Origin of the sequence: Mesobacillus sp. MER 48 (assembly GCF_023714225.1) — a bacterium.
GTDB classification, from domain to species: domain Bacteria; phylum Bacillota; class Bacilli; order Bacillales; family Cytobacillaceae; genus Mesobacillus; species Mesobacillus oceanisediminis_A.
In genome coordinates this window covers 561175-576387 of record NZ_JAMAUR010000001.1, presented here as the reverse complement: position 1 = coordinate 576387, position 15213 = coordinate 561175, and the positions used below count along the sequence as shown (strand labels likewise).

At 41.6% G+C, this 15213-nt stretch carries 17 protein-coding genes; 15 read left to right on the top strand and 2 right to left on the bottom strand.

Features of this window, described 5'->3' with window-relative positions:
- Positions 1 to 135: 135 nt before the first annotated feature.
- From M3593_RS02915 to M3593_RS02900, 4 genes are all read left to right on the top strand, one after another.
- A complete protein-coding gene (locus tag M3593_RS02915) occupies positions 136 to 837 on the top strand; it encodes an anthrax toxin lethal factor-related metalloendopeptidase (protein ID WP_144479919.1) in 702 nt (233 codons plus the stop codon).
- Between the two features lie 143 nt (positions 838 to 980).
- A complete protein-coding gene (locus M3593_RS02910; protein WP_251540614.1) occupies positions 981 to 1775 on the top strand; it encodes a thymidylate synthase in 795 nt (264 codons plus the stop codon).
- On the top strand, positions 1772 to 2257 hold the full coding sequence (locus tag M3593_RS02905; RefSeq protein WP_144479915.1) for a dihydrofolate reductase: 486 nt from the start codon (positions 1772 to 1774) through the stop codon (positions 2255 to 2257). The genes M3593_RS02910 and M3593_RS02905 overlap by 4 nt, the downstream gene beginning before the upstream one ends.
- Before the next feature lie 184 nt (positions 2258 to 2441).
- Positions 2442 to 3173 (top strand): lysophospholipid acyltransferase family protein, encoded by a 732-nt coding sequence (locus M3593_RS02900; protein ID WP_251540613.1) that lies wholly within the window; start codon positions 2442 to 2444, stop codon positions 3171 to 3173.
- Between the two features lie 93 nt (positions 3174 to 3266).
- Here the strand turns inward: M3593_RS02900 and M3593_RS02895 are convergent, their stop codons facing one another.
- A complete protein-coding gene (locus tag M3593_RS02895) occupies positions 3267 to 3488 on the bottom strand; it encodes a hypothetical protein (RefSeq protein ID WP_144479911.1) in 222 nt (73 codons plus the stop codon).
- A 165-nt stretch (positions 3489 to 3653) separates the two neighbouring features.
- Between M3593_RS02895 and ilvA the strand changes: the two genes are divergently transcribed.
- The 10 genes from ilvA (at position 3654) to M3593_RS02845 (ending at position 12838) form a co-directional block, all read left to right on the top strand.
- Positions 3654 to 4922 (top strand): threonine ammonia-lyase IlvA, encoded by a 1269-nt coding sequence (ilvA, locus tag M3593_RS02890; RefSeq protein ID WP_251540611.1) that lies wholly within the window; start codon positions 3654 to 3656, stop codon positions 4920 to 4922.
- 172 nt (positions 4923 to 5094) lie between these two features.
- A complete protein-coding gene (locus M3593_RS02885) occupies positions 5095 to 5298 on the top strand; it encodes a twin-arginine translocase TatA/TatE family subunit (RefSeq protein ID WP_079509461.1) in 204 nt (67 codons plus the stop codon).
- Positions 5299 to 5403: 105 nt separating this feature from the next.
- On the top strand, positions 5404 to 6168 hold the full coding sequence (tatC, locus tag M3593_RS02880; RefSeq protein ID WP_144479907.1) for a twin-arginine translocase subunit TatC: 765 nt from the start codon (positions 5404 to 5406) through the stop codon (positions 6166 to 6168).
- Positions 6169 to 6406: 238 nt separating this feature from the next.
- The gene (locus M3593_RS02875; protein WP_144479905.1) at positions 6407 to 6658 is read left to right on the top strand and encodes a DUF2535 family protein; all 252 of its coding nucleotides are present in this window, start codon (positions 6407 to 6409) and stop codon (positions 6656 to 6658) included.
- 204 nt (positions 6659 to 6862) lie between these two features.
- On the top strand, positions 6863 to 7705 hold the full coding sequence (locus M3593_RS02870; protein ID WP_144479903.1) for a DegV family protein: 843 nt from the start codon (positions 6863 to 6865) through the stop codon (positions 7703 to 7705).
- Between the two features lie 257 nt (positions 7706 to 7962).
- Positions 7963 to 9531: a sensor histidine kinase gene (locus M3593_RS02865; protein ID WP_251540609.1), complete on the top strand. Its 1569-nt coding sequence runs from the start codon at positions 7963 to 7965 to the stop codon at positions 9529 to 9531.
- Positions 9532 to 9604: 73 nt separating this feature from the next.
- Entirely contained in the window at positions 9605 to 10579 is a 975-nt protein-coding gene (locus tag M3593_RS02860) for a nucleoside hydrolase (protein WP_144479899.1), read from the top strand.
- A gap of 96 nt (positions 10580 to 10675) precedes the next feature.
- The gene (locus tag M3593_RS02855; protein ID WP_483308909.1) at positions 10676 to 11260 is read left to right on the top strand and encodes an SCO family protein; all 585 of its coding nucleotides are present in this window, start codon (positions 10676 to 10678) and stop codon (positions 11258 to 11260) included.
- Positions 11261 to 11419: 159 nt separating this feature from the next.
- Positions 11420 to 12226, top strand: a complete 807-nt coding sequence (locus tag M3593_RS02850) for an SGNH/GDSL hydrolase family protein (protein WP_251540607.1) — start codon at positions 11420 to 11422, stop codon at positions 12224 to 12226.
- A gap of 27 nt (positions 12227 to 12253) precedes the next feature.
- On the top strand, positions 12254 to 12838 hold the full coding sequence (locus M3593_RS02845) for a YpmS family protein (RefSeq protein ID WP_144479897.1): 585 nt from the start codon (positions 12254 to 12256) through the stop codon (positions 12836 to 12838).
- A gap of 91 nt (positions 12839 to 12929) precedes the next feature.
- Here the strand turns inward: M3593_RS02845 and M3593_RS02840 are convergent, their stop codons facing one another.
- A complete protein-coding gene (locus tag M3593_RS02840; RefSeq protein WP_251540605.1) occupies positions 12930 to 13691 on the bottom strand; it encodes a DUF4397 domain-containing protein in 762 nt (253 codons plus the stop codon).
- 330 nt (positions 13692 to 14021) lie between these two features.
- Between M3593_RS02840 and rsgA the strand changes: the two genes are divergently transcribed.
- A complete protein-coding gene (gene rsgA, locus M3593_RS02835; protein WP_144479893.1) occupies positions 14022 to 15089 on the top strand; it encodes a ribosome small subunit-dependent GTPase A in 1068 nt (355 codons plus the stop codon).
- Positions 15090 to 15213 lie beyond the last annotated feature (124 nt).

Below are 15213 nucleotides of genomic sequence, written 5' to 3'. Positions count from 1 at the left end.
GAATTTCTCAGCCAGCAGGCAAGCGAACGTATGTTATAATTTTAATAGATTACTATTGGGAAATCCCTCACTCTATCGTTATCCACATCTATTGTTATTCGCCCAGAAAAAACTCTTCAGGAAAGGGGATAATACATGCGAAAAGTTTTTCAAATATTCGTTGTTATCATTCTTTCCTTCACACTACTAGGAAGCTCAAATGCCAATATGGATGGCATTTTTCTTTTTGAATACCCAAAACAATCATTACTATATGAATCTTTGGATCCTGAAGCAGCCAGTCTGGCGGGAAACTTGGTGGTGCTTCCGGAGGATGACTTCGATCAGGTGGAGGCAGCGAATATTATCGGGCGTCTCACCCTTTTGCCTGAATCCATGATCAAGAAAGCGATCAATCAAAATATCAAGGTTCGATTATTTGAAGGCAACCTCACTGATAATCCTACGGCCAGTCACTTAAAGGGAGTCATTCCGCGCGGCTACACATCGAAACGGACATGGGACCAGGTTCCGGGGATTGGTGGATCTAGAGTTGTGCTTGTGAAAATTGGAAGCAGTGAGAAGGGCAAGGGGCATGGGTCGGTCAACCTTGAATTGCACGAACTTGCACATTCACTCGATCGCCATGTCTATGACGGAATCAGGGAGGAAGAAAGGTTCCTGACTATATGGAAACAGGAAAGCCGCGTGCTTTTTCCCGGCAGGGCATATTTCCTGGATTATCCCGAGGAATATTTTGCCGAATGCTTTGCGATGTACTATATTGGCGGGATGCCGGCACGTTTGTTGAAGGAAGCAGCTCCGCAAACCTATCATTATATTGAAGCTCTTAAGTAGTATTTTTCAAGGATTCTGCTAAAAACAAGCAGGAATTTAGCTAGAGAACATCAAAGATAAAAGAGGAATATCCTTTATTCCATCCGTTATACTTGCTAAAATGAATAGAAATAAATCGTAGCTTTTGAAGGGCAGGGAAATTCATGAAACAATATCTAGAATTATGCAAACATGTCTTGGACACAGGTGTGAAAAAGGAAGACCGTACCGGTACAGGGACAATCAGTACATTCGGCTACCAGATGCGTTTTAATCTCCAGGATGGATTTCCACTGCTGACGACTAAAAAGCTTCACCTGAAATCGATCATCCATGAACTCCTTTGGTTTTTGAATGGTGATACGAATGTTAAGTACTTACAGGAAAATGGTGTGAGGATTTGGAATGAGTGGGCAGATGAAAAGGGTGAACTAGGGCCGGTGTACGGACATCAGTGGCGCTCATGGGACGGTGCTGAAGGGGAGACCGTTGATCAGATTTCCGAGTTGATCCATACTATTAAAACCAATCCGGATTCCAGAAGGATGATTGTCAATGCCTGGAATGTGGCGGAAATCAAGAATATGGCATTGCCGCCTTGCCACTGTATGTTCCAGTTTTATGTAGCTGATGGCAAGCTATCTTGCCAGCTGTACCAAAGATCGGCGGATGTATTCCTGGGGGTGCCATTTAATATTGCTTCATATGCGCTCCTGACAATGATGGTTGCTCATGTTTGCGATTTAGAGCCCGGAGATTTCGTGCATACCTTTGGTGATACGCATATTTACTCCAACCATGTTGAACAGGTTAAACTCCAGCTGACAAGGGATCCAAAACCTTTGCCGCAAATGAAACTGAATCCTGATGTCAAATCGATCTTTGATTTTAGATATGAAGATTTTGAATTAGTTAATTATGAAGCACATCCTCATATTAAAGGGGTTGTCAGTGTATGATTTCATTAATTTGGGCAATGGATGAAAATAGAGTAATTGGTTACCATAATCAGCTTCCTTGGAGGCTTCCCGAGGATTTAAAGTTCTTCAAGCGCGTAACGATGGGACATCCGATCATGATGGGAAGAAAAACATTTGAATCTATAGGGAAGCCGCTTCCTGGCAGAGAAAATATTGTCATAACACGGGACGAAAACTACAGGCCTGACGGCTGTACGGTCATGAACTCCATTGAAGAATTTAGGGAATATGCAAACCAAAAGGAACAGGAAATATTCGTCATCGGCGGTGCAGAGATTTTTAAGGAAGTTTTGCCGGAAGCGGACAGGCTTTATTTGACGTTGATCCATCATCAGTTTGAAGGAGATACCTTCTTCCCGGTCTTTGACATAGAAAAGTGGAACCTCCAGACAAGGGAAGTCGGTCCAAAGAATGAAAAGAATCCATACGATTATGAATTCTTAATTTTTAAACACAAATAGCATGTACGTTGAAGCAATCCTCAAAAAGGATTGCTTTTTTCCTTTTGAGAGCAATGGAGGGGATTGCAAATGATCATAATCAGTTAAAAAAGTTAAAACACTTTTCTCATTAATTTGTTTAATCATATAGTCTTGATAAAACAAATCCATTATAATGGCAAAAGAATGTACTTAGGAGGAAACAATGCTTCGTTTAATTGCGTGTTTTTTATATATGGGTGGCTATCTTGTCTGGAGCTTGCCAAAACTGTCAGGATTAAAAAGGTTGCCGGATGATATGGAGTTTGAGCAAAAGAAGCGGAGAATCCATGAAACGCCGAAAAACTGGTCAAAAACGTTCATGGCATTGACGGGTTCCCAGATTAAAGTACAGGGGCTGAACAATATTCCGTCAGGGCCTGTTCTGTTCGCCAGCAACCATGAAGGTAATTTCGATATACCGGTCCTGATTGGGGCCATTGATAAACCATTTGGCTTCATTTCCAAGATTGAAGTCAAGAAAGTTCCGATACTGTCTGCCTGGATGGAAGCGATTGATTGTGTGTTCATTGACAGGAAAAATCGCGAACGGGCGGCAGATTCCATTTTAACAGGAGTGGATTTGTTAAAGAAAGGTCATTCTCTTGTGATTTTTCCGGAAGGAACTAGAAGCAAGGGGGGACCGGTAGGCCGATTTAAAGCGGGTGGCTTCCGTCTTGCCAAAGATTCTGGTGTCCCAATCGTCCCGATTTCCATTACGGGTACGGCTGATGTCTTTGAAAAGAATGGCCGTCTAGTCAAACCCGCAAAAATAAATGTTATCATCAGTCAGCCAATTTACAGTCGGCAATACAAGGATAAGGATTTAATCGCAATTGCTGATGATGTTCGAGACAAAATCATACGGTCTAGAGATGAAAAAAGAATTGCTTCCTGATCTAATTCAAATTTCCACCAAGAAAGCCCCTGCTTTTCGCAGGGGCTTTGTCTTTTTATCTCGAAATCTGGCTGGACGAAGCAATGGATTTTATTATTCGAATTGTGAAAGGCTATTCATCATCCTGGTGAATTCTGAGGGAATGCAAAAATCCTCAGGCTTCAAATTATCGCGGATCCATTTCACCATTTCCATAGGACTGTTGAAAAACTCTCCACTAGTATCACTTTTGCGAATCATATAACGCCCGTTGTCTTCATCGAGAGTCACCTCTACTGGCAAAGCCCCGTCAAAACTGTTCAAAGAAAATTCCATTTTATAATTCCCTCCAGCGTATTTTCGTTATTATATGTTATTTTACTCTCATTTTATTCAATGTAAAGCCCGGAATTTCAAATATTTTAAAAATTCAATCGACAAATAATTTTTCTGTGATATAATGAACAAATTAATTATTTTGCAAAGTGAGGGTGACATGATATGGAACAGAAAACATTAAAAGGAAAATGGGTAAGTGTAGAGGATATTCTTATTGCCTATAGGCATCTTAAAGAGATTGTTGCCCATACTCCGCTGCAATTGAACCAACGATTATCAGAAAAATATGGAGCCGATATCTATCTGAAAAGAGAAGACCTTCAGCATGTACGTTCTTTCAAACTAAGAGGAGCGTATTATGCAGTCAGGTTGCTGTGGGAAGATGGATTGGAAAATGGAGTTGTCTGTGCAAGTGCAGGAAATCACGCCCAGGGTGTGGCGTACGCCTGCAGACAACTAGGTGTTAACGGGAAAATCTTCATGCCTGCGACCACACCGGGGCAAAAAATCAGCCAGGTGGAAATGTTCGGCCGTGAATTTATTGAAATCGTCCTCGTCGGGGACACTTTTGATGATTCATATCGGGAGGCACGGGAATGTGCCGAGAAAGAAGGCAGGGAGTTTATCCATCCATTTGATGATGAAAATGTAATTGCCGGACAGGGAACCGTTGCCGTGGAAATCCTTAATGACTGCCAGGATTCTGTGGATTATGTCCTGGCAAGTATTGGCGGCGGAGGCTTGATGGCTGGATTGAGCACATACATAAAAAGCGTGTCCCCTGCTACAAAATTGATTGGTGTTGAGCCAAGCGGTGCTGCGTCCATGAGTGCAGCGTTTGACAGGAATGGTGCAATTCCCCTTGATAATATTGATACATTTGTTGATGGTGCCGCTGTCAAATGTGTGGGCAGCAAAACCTATGAAATTTGCAAAGAGCATGTAGACGGGCTGGTCGCGGTTCCTGAAGGGAAGGTCTGCACTTCTATCTTGGAATTATATAATGAGCATGCCATTGTTACTGAGCCGGCAGGTGCTCTGCCAATTGCCGCCCTTGACCTTCTGAAGGAAGAAATCAAAGGCAAATCGGTCGTTTGTGTAGTGAGTGGCGGTAATAATGACATCGGCAGGATGCAGGAGATCAAAGAAAGGTCTTTGCTCCATGAAGGACTGCTTCATTATTTCATAGTCAATTTTCCTCAACGGGCTGGGGCGCTGCGTGAATTCCTTGATGATGTTCTTGGACCAGGAGATGACATTACGAGGTTCGAATATACGAAGAAAAATAATAAAGAAAGCGGGCCGGCGCTTGTCGGTATTGAATTGAAAAATAAACATGAATACAATAGGCTTATTTCCAGCATGGAGAAAAAGGGCTTTGCCTTCATGGAATTGAACAAGGAACATCAATTGTTTAATTTACTGGTATAACATTAATAATAGATAATTGAGGACAAATGTTATAGAATAGGAAATGTCACAATTAGTTGGCACACTGTGCCCTTTGTGAATTTCTTATGAACTTTCGCAGCATTCCTCCACTTTGTGGATGAAAAGTACTATAATCATAGTAGATTTACAATATGAAAAAGGAGATGTTGATATGTTATCAAACATCGGAGTTCCTGGATTGATTTTAATCCTTGTCTTAGCCCTCATTATCTTTGGACCAAAGAAACTTCCTGAGATTGGACGTGCATTTGGCCAGACACTTCGTGAATTCAAGAAATCAACTCGCGAATTGACAAGTGATGTTATGGAAGAATTCGAAGATGAAAAAAAGGAAATTACTAAAGTCACTAAATAGGGTGTAAGATGCTTTTGTCTTACCCCTTTTTCTTTCGGAGGCTGAAGTTTATAGTCTTAATTATGAAATTGGAAATGCAGCAAATGGAATTGGCAGGGGATTGGTATGGAAGATAAAGAATTAAATCTGGTGGATCATCTTGATGAGCTGAGGAACAGGCTGATTGTTTCTGCTGTTGCCTTCATTATTTTCTTTGGCTTAGGCTTTTATTTTGTCAAAGACATATATCATTTCTTTGTCCGGGATTTGGACGTAAAGTTAATAGTCCTGGGGCCCAGCGATATAATCTGGATTTATTTCATGATCGCTACGATCATCGCTATTGCTGGTACGATACCGGTACTGGCTGTACAAATATGGCTGTTCGTCAAACCGGCTCTCAGACCAATTGAACGGAAACTTTCCCTTTCGTACATCCCGGCGTTGTTCATCTTATTTATCGTTGGTCTTGCTTTTGGCTATTTCGTGATTTTTCCTACAGTACTTAGTTTCCTGGTCGAATTGAGCGGGGACATGCTGGTCACAAATTTTACAGCGGAAAAGTATTTCAAGTTCATCATGAATATGACAATCCCGTTCGGAGTGCTGTTCGAGCTGCCAGTTGTCGTAATGTTCCTGACCTCACTTGGGGTCATAAATCCCTATGTTTTAGTGAAAGTCAGAAAGTATGCATACTTTATATTAGTTGTCATCTCAGTAGTTATTTCACCTCCGGATTTCATGTCAGATATACTGGTGACGATTCCGCTGCTGTTATTGTATGAGGTCAGCATCAACTTGTCTAAAGTGGTATACAGACGGAAGCTTAAGAAGGAAAAAGAGTGGCAGGAGAAATATGGAGATATGGATGATGAGGAAACCTCCTTTTAACATATGAGCTAATAAGGATCAATAGAAAAATAGTCTTAAAAACGTGTGGGCATCCCCATACGTTTTTTTGTCTTTTGTATATGTGCTGCCTAACATGCCGGAAATATAACGGCTTTTAAGGTTGTGAATATTTAAAGGGAAATGTGTTAATTTTTTTTGAATTCAGCGCAAACAGACACATTTCGACCAGTATTTAAGGTATAATATAAACAAACGGGGATAAAAGAGGATTGATATTTTGTTATTCAAAAGCCTGGAGTTCAAAAATGTTGTTGGACAGAAGGTTAAAGTCGTGGAAATTCCTGTGTTGGAAGAAGAGAGTTCTTTTTATTTTATGATCCAAGTCCGTTTGCAAACTTTTATTACAGCAATCTATCAGGAAAGAAACGCAAAAAAGTTTTATTCGTTCAAAGAGTATTTAAAGAGAGTCATGAAATGGCCGGATTATGAGCAGCTGTTCAAATCTGCCGAATTGAAAAATAACGCCTGAAGATTTATTTTTGAAGCGCCTCCTCGAAGGGCGCTTTTGTTCTTTTTGCAGTTCTGCCTGCCGGTATGGGTGGAATACGAGAAATTTCACTCGGGGTGAACATATAAAAAGGGTGCAGAGTCATAGGAGAGCAAGCAAATATTTTAAATTGTTATGACGAATAGGTATAATAGTAATAGTGTTTTTTGATAGGGATGTGATATTATGGCTAAAATTAAAATAGTAACGGATTCTACTTGTGATTTGAATGATGAGACCATTAAGAAATGGGATATCATCGTAGTCCCGTTATCCATTTCAATTGATGGAGAAAATTATCTGGACCGGGTGGACATCAGTCCAGGTGAATTCATGGAGAAGATGAAGGCTTCTTCTGAGCTGCCAAAAAGTTCGCAGCCTCCTGCTGGCGAATTCCTCAAGTTGTATGACGAGCTTGCTGCGGATGGATATGAAATTATCTCGATCCATATGACAGGCGGGATGAGCGGTACAGTACGCTCGGCAGAAAGCGCTGCCCAGATGTCCAGTGCGAAAGTGAATGTGGTGGACTCCCGGTTCATTTCGAAAGGATTGGCTTTTCAGGTACTTGAGGCAGCTCGAATGGCAGCCGCCGGGAAGTCAGTAGATGAGATTTTGACAAGACTGGATACAGTAAGAAAACAGACTCGCTTATTTGTTGTCGTTGATACACTTGAAAACCTTGTAAAGGGCGGAAGGATCGGTAAAGGAAAAGCGATGATTGGGTCATTGTTGAATATAAAGCCGATTGCCTCACTGGAAGGTGGAGAATACACTCCTGTATCTAAAGCAAGAAGTCATTCCCAAGTCGTTAAATATCTAAAAAAACAATTTACTGAAGATACTGAAGGGAAAATCATAAAAGGGGTAGGGTTGGTCCATGCGGAGGGGTTAAGCCTCGCTGAAAAGATTAAGGAAGCTGTCTTCGAAAGTTCAGGCTATGACCATTTTACCATTGAAGACACAACGCCCATCGTCAGCACCCATACTGGCCCCGGCGCAATCGGCTTCATGTATTACTTCGAGTGAATTACATAAAGAATGTGATACGGCCTGGGACCCTGAATCACAGGCCTTTTTGCATTCCAGCTAAAACCAAACTCGACAAAGGCAGTTTTAATATTATAAATTCGGTCAGTAAAGTTATTGAAGCATACAGGAAATCATAAAAAAATGTCGAATGTTTTTAACTATTCACTCTTGATGGAACGGAAAGTGACCATGAAAATATGAAATTCAATCTAAAAAACCTTTCAATATTCAATAAAGTATGGATGTTTTCTTATATGATTACAACAGTTGTAGTCGTTTCGATTATGGGGACAAGTTTTTACCTCCAGTCTAAACAGTTGAAAGACCAAATGGCTGACAAGGTTGAGGGGGTTGCGGGGCTTTGGTCATCGACAATTGACCCGGATGATATAAAAAATGCAGAACCTCTCAGGAATGAGACAAACCAATCAAGCGAGCGGATTGAGAAAATATTGACCATGGTCGGAGAGAAAAGTGCTTCTTTCCTCGGAGCGTATGTCATACTGCCTGATGAATACCAGAACCAAAAAGTATACATCCTCGCCGCATCTGACATTTATCGCGATTATTCCTTTGGGTCTCAGATGTTTTACGACGCAGGTGATCAATTTCTAAGTGCTTTTCGCGCCAGCCGGGATCAGCATAAGGTGACAAGTACAGATATTTTCTCGGACCAGTATGGATCATGGGTTTCATCCTTTGCCCCTATCATGGATAATAGCGGGAAAGTAGTCGCGATTCTGGGGATAGATGCAGAGGCAACGATCATCAGGCAAAATCAGATGGAAATCCTTTTCCTGTTAATAGTCCAGATGTCCGCCATTTTAGTTGCGGTTTATATCATTTTGAATTGGGGCCTCAAAAAGGTGATGAAACCTGTAGATGACTTGTTTTATGGCATAAAGGAAATCAGTTCCGGCAATTTTACTGTACAGCTGCCTGTCCGCGACCAGTCTGAATTGAGTATATTGAGTGAACAGTTTAATGAGATGGCTTCCCAGCTTTCTCAGCTATTCAAAAGTGTATCAGCTGCATCAAGAGAACTGGGACAGTCTTCTCTCGAAGAGAATGAATCGATTTTGCTTGAGGAAGCAATTAACACAATAGAGGATATTTTTGAACGGACCAAGCTGCAGCAAGAGCTCCAGCGTGCTGAAAAGATGAACGCAATCGGCCAGCTTGCTGCTTCTGTTGCCCATGAAATCAGGAACCCCATGACGGTAGTGAAAGGATTCCTGCAAATTTTCCTCGCTAAGGACATGAGTGAAGAAGAGCATACATATTTAAAACTGATGATTGAAGAATTGAACAGGGCGGAAACGATCATCAATGATTATTTAAGCCTGGCAAAACCTGATGTAGGGAAGCTGGAAACCATCGAAGGAAAAGACTTGGCTGAGCAGGTAATGGATCTAATGAGCTCTTATGCGATGATGTCCAAGAATATATCCCTGCACACCGATATAAAGGAGCCCGTGAAAATCAAAGGTAACAAGAGCGAATTAAAACAGGTGCTGATCAATATCCTGAAAAATGGAATCGAGGCAATGGATGACGGAGGAAAGCTCAGTTTGACCGTTGAAAAACAGGGCGATTATGGTGTCTTCATAATCAAGGATACAGGGGTTGGGATGACGGCTGAGGAGCTCTCAAGGCTGGGAACGGCTTTTTATTCATTAAAGGAGCGGGGAACTGGCATGGGATTGATGGTATGTTACCAGATTGTAGAACGGATGAAAGGTCAAATTAAAGTGTCCAGTATCAAAGGAGAGGGAACCACTTTTGAGATATTGGTCCCGATCCTAACAGAAGGTCCTGAGTAAAATTCAGGGCTTTTTACTTTTTTGCCATTATTTTCAACCCTTTCAATATAATTTTACAAGGGGGTGCTTCGTTTTGGCGAAAAAGGTGCTGTTCTTTAGCGATTTTGGAGTTGATGATAATATTGCTGTATTATATGCTTTTTTCAACAAGGAAATTGATATGCTGGGCGTAGTGGCGGATTACGGGAATGTATCAAAACAGGATGCGCTCCGGAATGCCGCCTATTTGCAGGAGCTGACAGGAAGACATGATATTCCTGCCTTCGCTGGCGCAGAATTGCCATTAACAGGAGAGCCGCCTGAATATGTACCAGATGTGCATGGCGTTGAAGGGCTTGGCCCTATCATTCCTGATTTTGAAGTGGATGCTACACTTGAAAACTTTCATGGCATCCAGGAAATCATCGAAAAAAATCCAGATGAAATCGTGATTGTGAACGTCGGCAGGCTTTCATCACTGGCTGCTGCGTTCATCCTTTATCCTGAGACCATGAAAAAAGTAAAGGATTTTTACATCATGGGTGGTGCTTTCAATGAACCAGGGAATGTCACACCAGTCGCAGAAGCAAACTTCTATGGTGATCCTTACGCTGCAAATATTGTCCTGGCACAAGCAAAAAAACCAGTCAAAATCATCCCTCTCAATGTCACCAGCGGCGCCATTGTGACACCTGCGCTTATTGATGAGCTGGATGCATATTATCAATCAATCGGTAGTAAAGTAGGAAGCCTTGTAAAGCCCATGTACGATTACTACTATAAATTTTATAAGAAGCGGAATCCAGATTTGACAGGTGCGCCTCTCCACGATGTTCTTACTTTATGGGCATTATTGAATGAGGAGATGGTCGTTTACCGTAAAATCCCTGTCAAGATTGTCGTGAATCGCGGAGAGGCATTTGGACAGAGTATTGGAGATTTCAGGGACACGGTCAGCAAGGCTGAATTTAATGTCCATCAAGTCGCTGTTAACTTTAATTATACTGACTTCATCAAAGACTTTTTCACTACAATGAAAAATTCCCAAAGCCAAAATGGAACAAATTGAGTTTCGTCCTTTTCACAGTTTCCTCATATCTTTTTCTTTCTTCTCTCAAACTCGTCTGCTAGAATTGGATATGGACATTATAAGAAAATGCAGGTGATGAACGTGAAGAAGGGACTTTTGCTGATCATGATGGCTGCTGTTGCGGTTTTTGCAGCTGCCTGTGGAAACAGCGGATTAAAGGATGAGGTAAATTATCCGATTGAGGATTTTACATTTACGAATCAAGATGGTGAACAGCTTAGCAAAAAAGATTTAAAAGGGAAAGTATGGGTTGCGGATTTCGTTTTCACGAACTGTGCGGATGTTTGTCCGCCGATGACTGCTAATATGGCCAAACTTCAGGATATGATCAAGGAAGAAAAGCTGGAGAATGTAGAAATTGTATCATTCAGTGTCGATCCAACTGTCGATAAGCCCGAAGTTCTTAAAGAATATGGCCAGAAGTTCAATGTGGATTTCAGCAATTGGTCATTCCTGACTGGTTACAGCCAGGAAGAAATAGAAAAATTTGCGCTTGAAAGCTTTAAAGCCCTTGTTAAGAAACCTGAAGAAGGAGACCAGGTCATTCATGGAACTGACTTCTATCTGATTGACCAAGAAGGAGTAATGAGGAAGTATTATACAGGTCTGAAAGAAGTACCTTTTGATCAGATCATCGAAGATATTAAAACACTTCAATAGGCCGCTTATGTGGCCTGTTTTTTTGCGGTCGGGACTGCCACACCGGCTGATTGCACAGATTAAAATAAAAGGTTGGGCCTAATGCATGCTTCAGCAAATGAACAAACAAAGCTATTAAATGTTATAATGATTATACTTTTCATAGGTAGGTGATAAAAATTGCTCAAAAAATTCACCTTACTTAATGTCCTGATGATTTTCTTTTTAGGTGCCTGCAATCCGTTTGAAAACCTGCAAAAAGGGAATTTCAATAACGTGAAGAAAACAGGGATGGAAATAAAGGAAGCCTTGCCGGATTCTTTTTTTCCAAGGGAGCTGCATATTGTTGCTGCCGGGGACTCTCTGACACAGGGGGTCGGTGACAGTACGAATTCCGGTGGATATATACCATATCTTGCAGATGACCTTGAAAGCGAAAAATCAATCAGGAATGCTAATTTTGAGAATTTTGGAGTTCGTGGCAACAGGACGGACCAGCTGTTAAAAAGGCTGGAGAATAAAAACTTGCAATCATCTGTAGAGGAAGCCGACTTAATCATTTTAACCATCGGCGGTAATGATTTAATGAAGGTAGTCAAAGAGAATTTTTCCAATCTAAGACTTGATCAATTCCAAAACGGACAGAAGATGTTCGCTGAACAGCTACAGGAAATATTCGCATCAATCCGCGATTTAAATCCCAAAGCCCCTATTGTGTTGGTGGGACTTTATAATCCATTTTACAATTGGTTTGCAGATGTGGATGAAATGAATCTAATAGTGGATGAGTGGAATGGGGAAAGCACTTCTATAGTGGAGAGGGACGGGAATGCGTTCTTTGTGGACATCCATGATATTTTCCTGAACAATGAAGAGAATCTTTTGTACACAGATTATTTTCACCCTAATGACCGGGGTTACCAATTAATTGCCGATCGGATATATGGACTGCTGGATGAACAGGTCCTTGATTCGCTGAATGAATAGAATTGAACAGAGGAGTTATAAAGACTGATGGTGAAAAATAAGTGGAAGATAGGATTCTTTATCCTGCTGGGTCTCATTGCAGCTTCGATTTTACTCTTTTGGATTCTGATCTCAATGCCTGCTGAGGAATCGAAGATAGAGCCTGACAGAAATAATGCGGCAATGGATGATGTTGCCTTTCATGTATCGACGAACAAACGGGACTTGAACAGGGTCATCAATCATTATTTAGAAGAAGAAATGAAAAATAGCCAGTTTGAATATCAAGTATTGCTAACAGATGAAGTTGAATTATATGGGACAATCCCAATCTTCAGTCAGGAGTTGGAATTGAAGCTGACCTTCGAACCGCAGGCTTTGGAAAATGGAGATTTAATCCTGAAACAAAGGTCAATATCAGTTGGAAGATTGAACCTTCCCGTTTCAACTGTGTTAAAGTTCGTTCGGGACAGCTACCATTTGCCGGAAGCTGTTGAAATCCAGCCCAAGGAAGAAAGGGTATACGTATCGATGCAGCGGCTTAAGCTGAAAAGTGATATAAAGGTACGTGTCAATGAATTTGATTTAAAGAAAGACAATATTAAATTTACACTGCTGGTTCCTGCAGATTAGAAAGGTGCTCTTTATGAGCGCCTTTTTGCATGACTTTTGCTGAATTGCAGTATTCATAAGCAAATAAGAATGGCCGGTCTCCCGGCCAGGATCATCCCTGCAATAAAAGTACTTCAAGCGGTGGCTCTCCCTTTGCTGTCCCAACAGCAATAATTGTATAGGCGTTATTTGGCAGTAGTTTGACATCCGGGATTGTCAATACGGTGTTTTTGGTGCCTGCAATTTTTGCTTCCAGTGTGATGGTCATTGGGGTCAGTGCCAGGTATGTGGTAGCTTGCTTAAAGGATACATTCGGGAAAATGATATCCCCATTCATTCCGGCTATGTCTACTGCCGGGGCGTCTGGTGAAAGATGGATAAATCTTGCTTTCGTTTCTCCGACAGGTGTTTGCGGGTGATCCTCAAATGTCAGCAGCTGAAGTTTATTGGCAGGTCCGGCGATTGCGGCAGTGTAAATCCTTCCTGGTTCGACAGTTATTTTTTTGCTGATGACGGTGGAAACGCTATCTCCTGCAGGATAGATGTCAACCTGATACTTTCCAGGCTGCAGCTGCATATGGCTGCTATTGTTTTTATACTCAAAGTCACGCAGTACCCGGCTGCCATTTAAATAAATATCTACAGCCTTTAGCCCGGGGGAAGCGTGCAAGAAGCGCAGCATTGACGGTAAAGTGTTTGGTGTACTAACTGGTGCACTATAGGAACGCATCAACTGTACTGCTTTGTTCAGGTTACGCAAATGTTTATGGTAGTACTTGACATGCATATTCGGGTCAATATATTTATAGTAATTCGCCAATAAATCATACATGGAAGCTTTATGCAGGTACTCATTCTGATTTCTGGTGGACATACCCCTCACTCCTAAATAGAATACTCAAATGTAAAATATGCAAATTGGGCATGATCGGTGCGGAACTGTCGCTATGAACAGGGGGATTTATAAAAAAGGGTTTACATAGAGAAAATTTTTCCATATACTGAAGATAATTATACGAGAGGCAGGTGGAGTGCAATGAGCAGAATGTTAAATGTTTTTAAGATGGCCGTTACTTATTGCACGTCCCACTAACCTAAGCGGAACAATCGACTATTCGTCTTTTTTTCTACATGCTTATCAAACTGCGGGACTGTGCATTCCTGTGGTTTTTTTATTAATTAAGCATGATGGAGGAAAAATTGAATGAATAAACTTGAAAATATCGGAATGACTGCTGAAATAAAAAAGTTTTTCGAGGAAGGTCAATTCCAAGGTTACAAGCCTGGCAGGGTGGCGTTGGAGCACAAGCATAGTTACAGGGTATGGCTCGAAGATGGTGAATATCTCTGTACTCTTTCAGGCAAATTGACATATGAAGCAAATGGCAGGGATGAATTGCCGGCGGTTGGTGACTGGGTGGCCGTCAAGACCTCACCAGGTGAAATGCGAGGAACAATCCGGGGAATCCTGCCACGAAAAAGCAAGTTTTCCAGGAAGGCTGCAGGTCAGGTCACCGAGGAGCAGATTGTCGCTGCTAATATTGATACGGTGTTCATCGTAAATTCACTTAATGATGATCTGAATTTAAGGCGGATTGAAAGGTATCTTTTGCTTGCCTGGGAGAGCGGTTCGAATCCGGTCATCATATTGAGCAAAGCAGATTTGGAAAATGACCTTGAAACAAAGATGGAACTGGTGAGAGGGGTGGCCATTGGGGTTCCTGTCATACCAGTGAGTGTACTTTTAGGAACCGGCATGGAGGAAGTACAAAGATATCTAGGCCCGGGACGGACGGTCGCTTTAATCGGATCGTCAGGGGTCGGAAAATCAAGCCTGGTCAATTATTTCTCCGGATACGAAAAACAGCTGGTACAGGAAATTCGTGAAAGCGATGATAAGGGCAAGCATACGACAACACACCGGGAAATGGTCTTGCTGCCTTGTGGTGCAGTACTCATTGACACACCGGGTATGAGAGAGATTCAGCTATGGACAGGTGAAGAGGGTATCAGCGAAAGCTTTGCAGATGTCGATCAGTTCGCTGAAGAATGTAAATTTCGTGATTGTACCCATGGTAACGAGCCGGGTTGTGCAGTTCGTTCGGCGATTGATGAAGGTCTCCTGGATGTAAGCAGGCTGGCCAGCTATAAAAAGCTGCAAAAAGAACTGGCTTATATTGACCGGAAGGTGGATAAGAAAGCACAAGCTGAAGAAAAAAGGCACTGGAAAAATATCAATAAAGAAATTCGCAAAAAAACAAAATTCAAATAATCAAAAGCAAAAAGCCTCTTCTCCGGAAGGGGCTTTTACTGTTGAGTGTAATGAATGGGTTTTTTGCTTTAAAAGTTATACAATAGGGAATAAGTATTTAAGTGGAGTTATTTAGAAATTGGAA

What these genes read in the sequence shown, in the direction of transcription:
- M3593_RS02905 (WP_144479915.1), top strand. Translation starts at nt 1,772, where the DNA reads ATGATTTCATTAATTTGGGCAATGGATGAAAATAGAGTAATTGGTTAC.
- M3593_RS02855 (WP_483308909.1), top strand. Translation starts at nt 10,676, where the DNA reads ATGAACGTGAAGAAGGGACTTTTGCTGATCATGATGGCTGCTGTTGCG.
- ilvA (WP_251540611.1), top strand. Translation starts at nt 3,654, where the DNA reads ATGGAACAGAAAACATTAAAAGGAAAATGGGTAAGTGTAGAGGATATT.
- M3593_RS02885 (WP_079509461.1), top strand. Translation starts at nt 5,095, where the DNA reads ATGTTATCAAACATCGGAGTTCCTGGATTGATTTTAATCCTTGTCTTA.
- tatC (WP_144479907.1), top strand. Translation starts at nt 5,404, where the DNA reads ATGGAAGATAAAGAATTAAATCTGGTGGATCATCTTGATGAGCTGAGG.
- M3593_RS02845 (WP_144479897.1), top strand. Translation starts at nt 12,254, where the DNA reads ATGGTGAAAAATAAGTGGAAGATAGGATTCTTTATCCTGCTGGGTCTC.
- M3593_RS02900 (WP_251540613.1), top strand. Translation starts at nt 2,442, where the DNA reads ATGCTTCGTTTAATTGCGTGTTTTTTATATATGGGTGGCTATCTTGTC.
- M3593_RS02840 (WP_251540605.1), bottom strand. Translation starts at nt 13,691, where the DNA reads ATGTCCACCAGAAATCAGAATGAGTACCTGCATAAAGCTTCCATGTAT.
- M3593_RS02895 (WP_144479911.1), bottom strand. Translation starts at nt 3,488, where the DNA reads ATGGAATTTTCTTTGAACAGTTTTGACGGGGCTTTGCCAGTAGAGGTG.
- M3593_RS02865 (WP_251540609.1), top strand. Translation starts at nt 7,963, where the DNA reads ATGATTACAACAGTTGTAGTCGTTTCGATTATGGGGACAAGTTTTTAC.
- M3593_RS02910 (WP_251540614.1), top strand. Translation starts at nt 981, where the DNA reads ATGAAACAATATCTAGAATTATGCAAACATGTCTTGGACACAGGTGTG.
- rsgA (WP_144479893.1), top strand. Translation starts at nt 14,022, where the DNA reads ATGAATAAACTTGAAAATATCGGAATGACTGCTGAAATAAAAAAGTTT.
- M3593_RS02870 (WP_144479903.1), top strand. Translation starts at nt 6,863, where the DNA reads ATGGCTAAAATTAAAATAGTAACGGATTCTACTTGTGATTTGAATGAT.
- M3593_RS02915 (WP_144479919.1), top strand. Translation starts at nt 136, where the DNA reads ATGCGAAAAGTTTTTCAAATATTCGTTGTTATCATTCTTTCCTTCACA.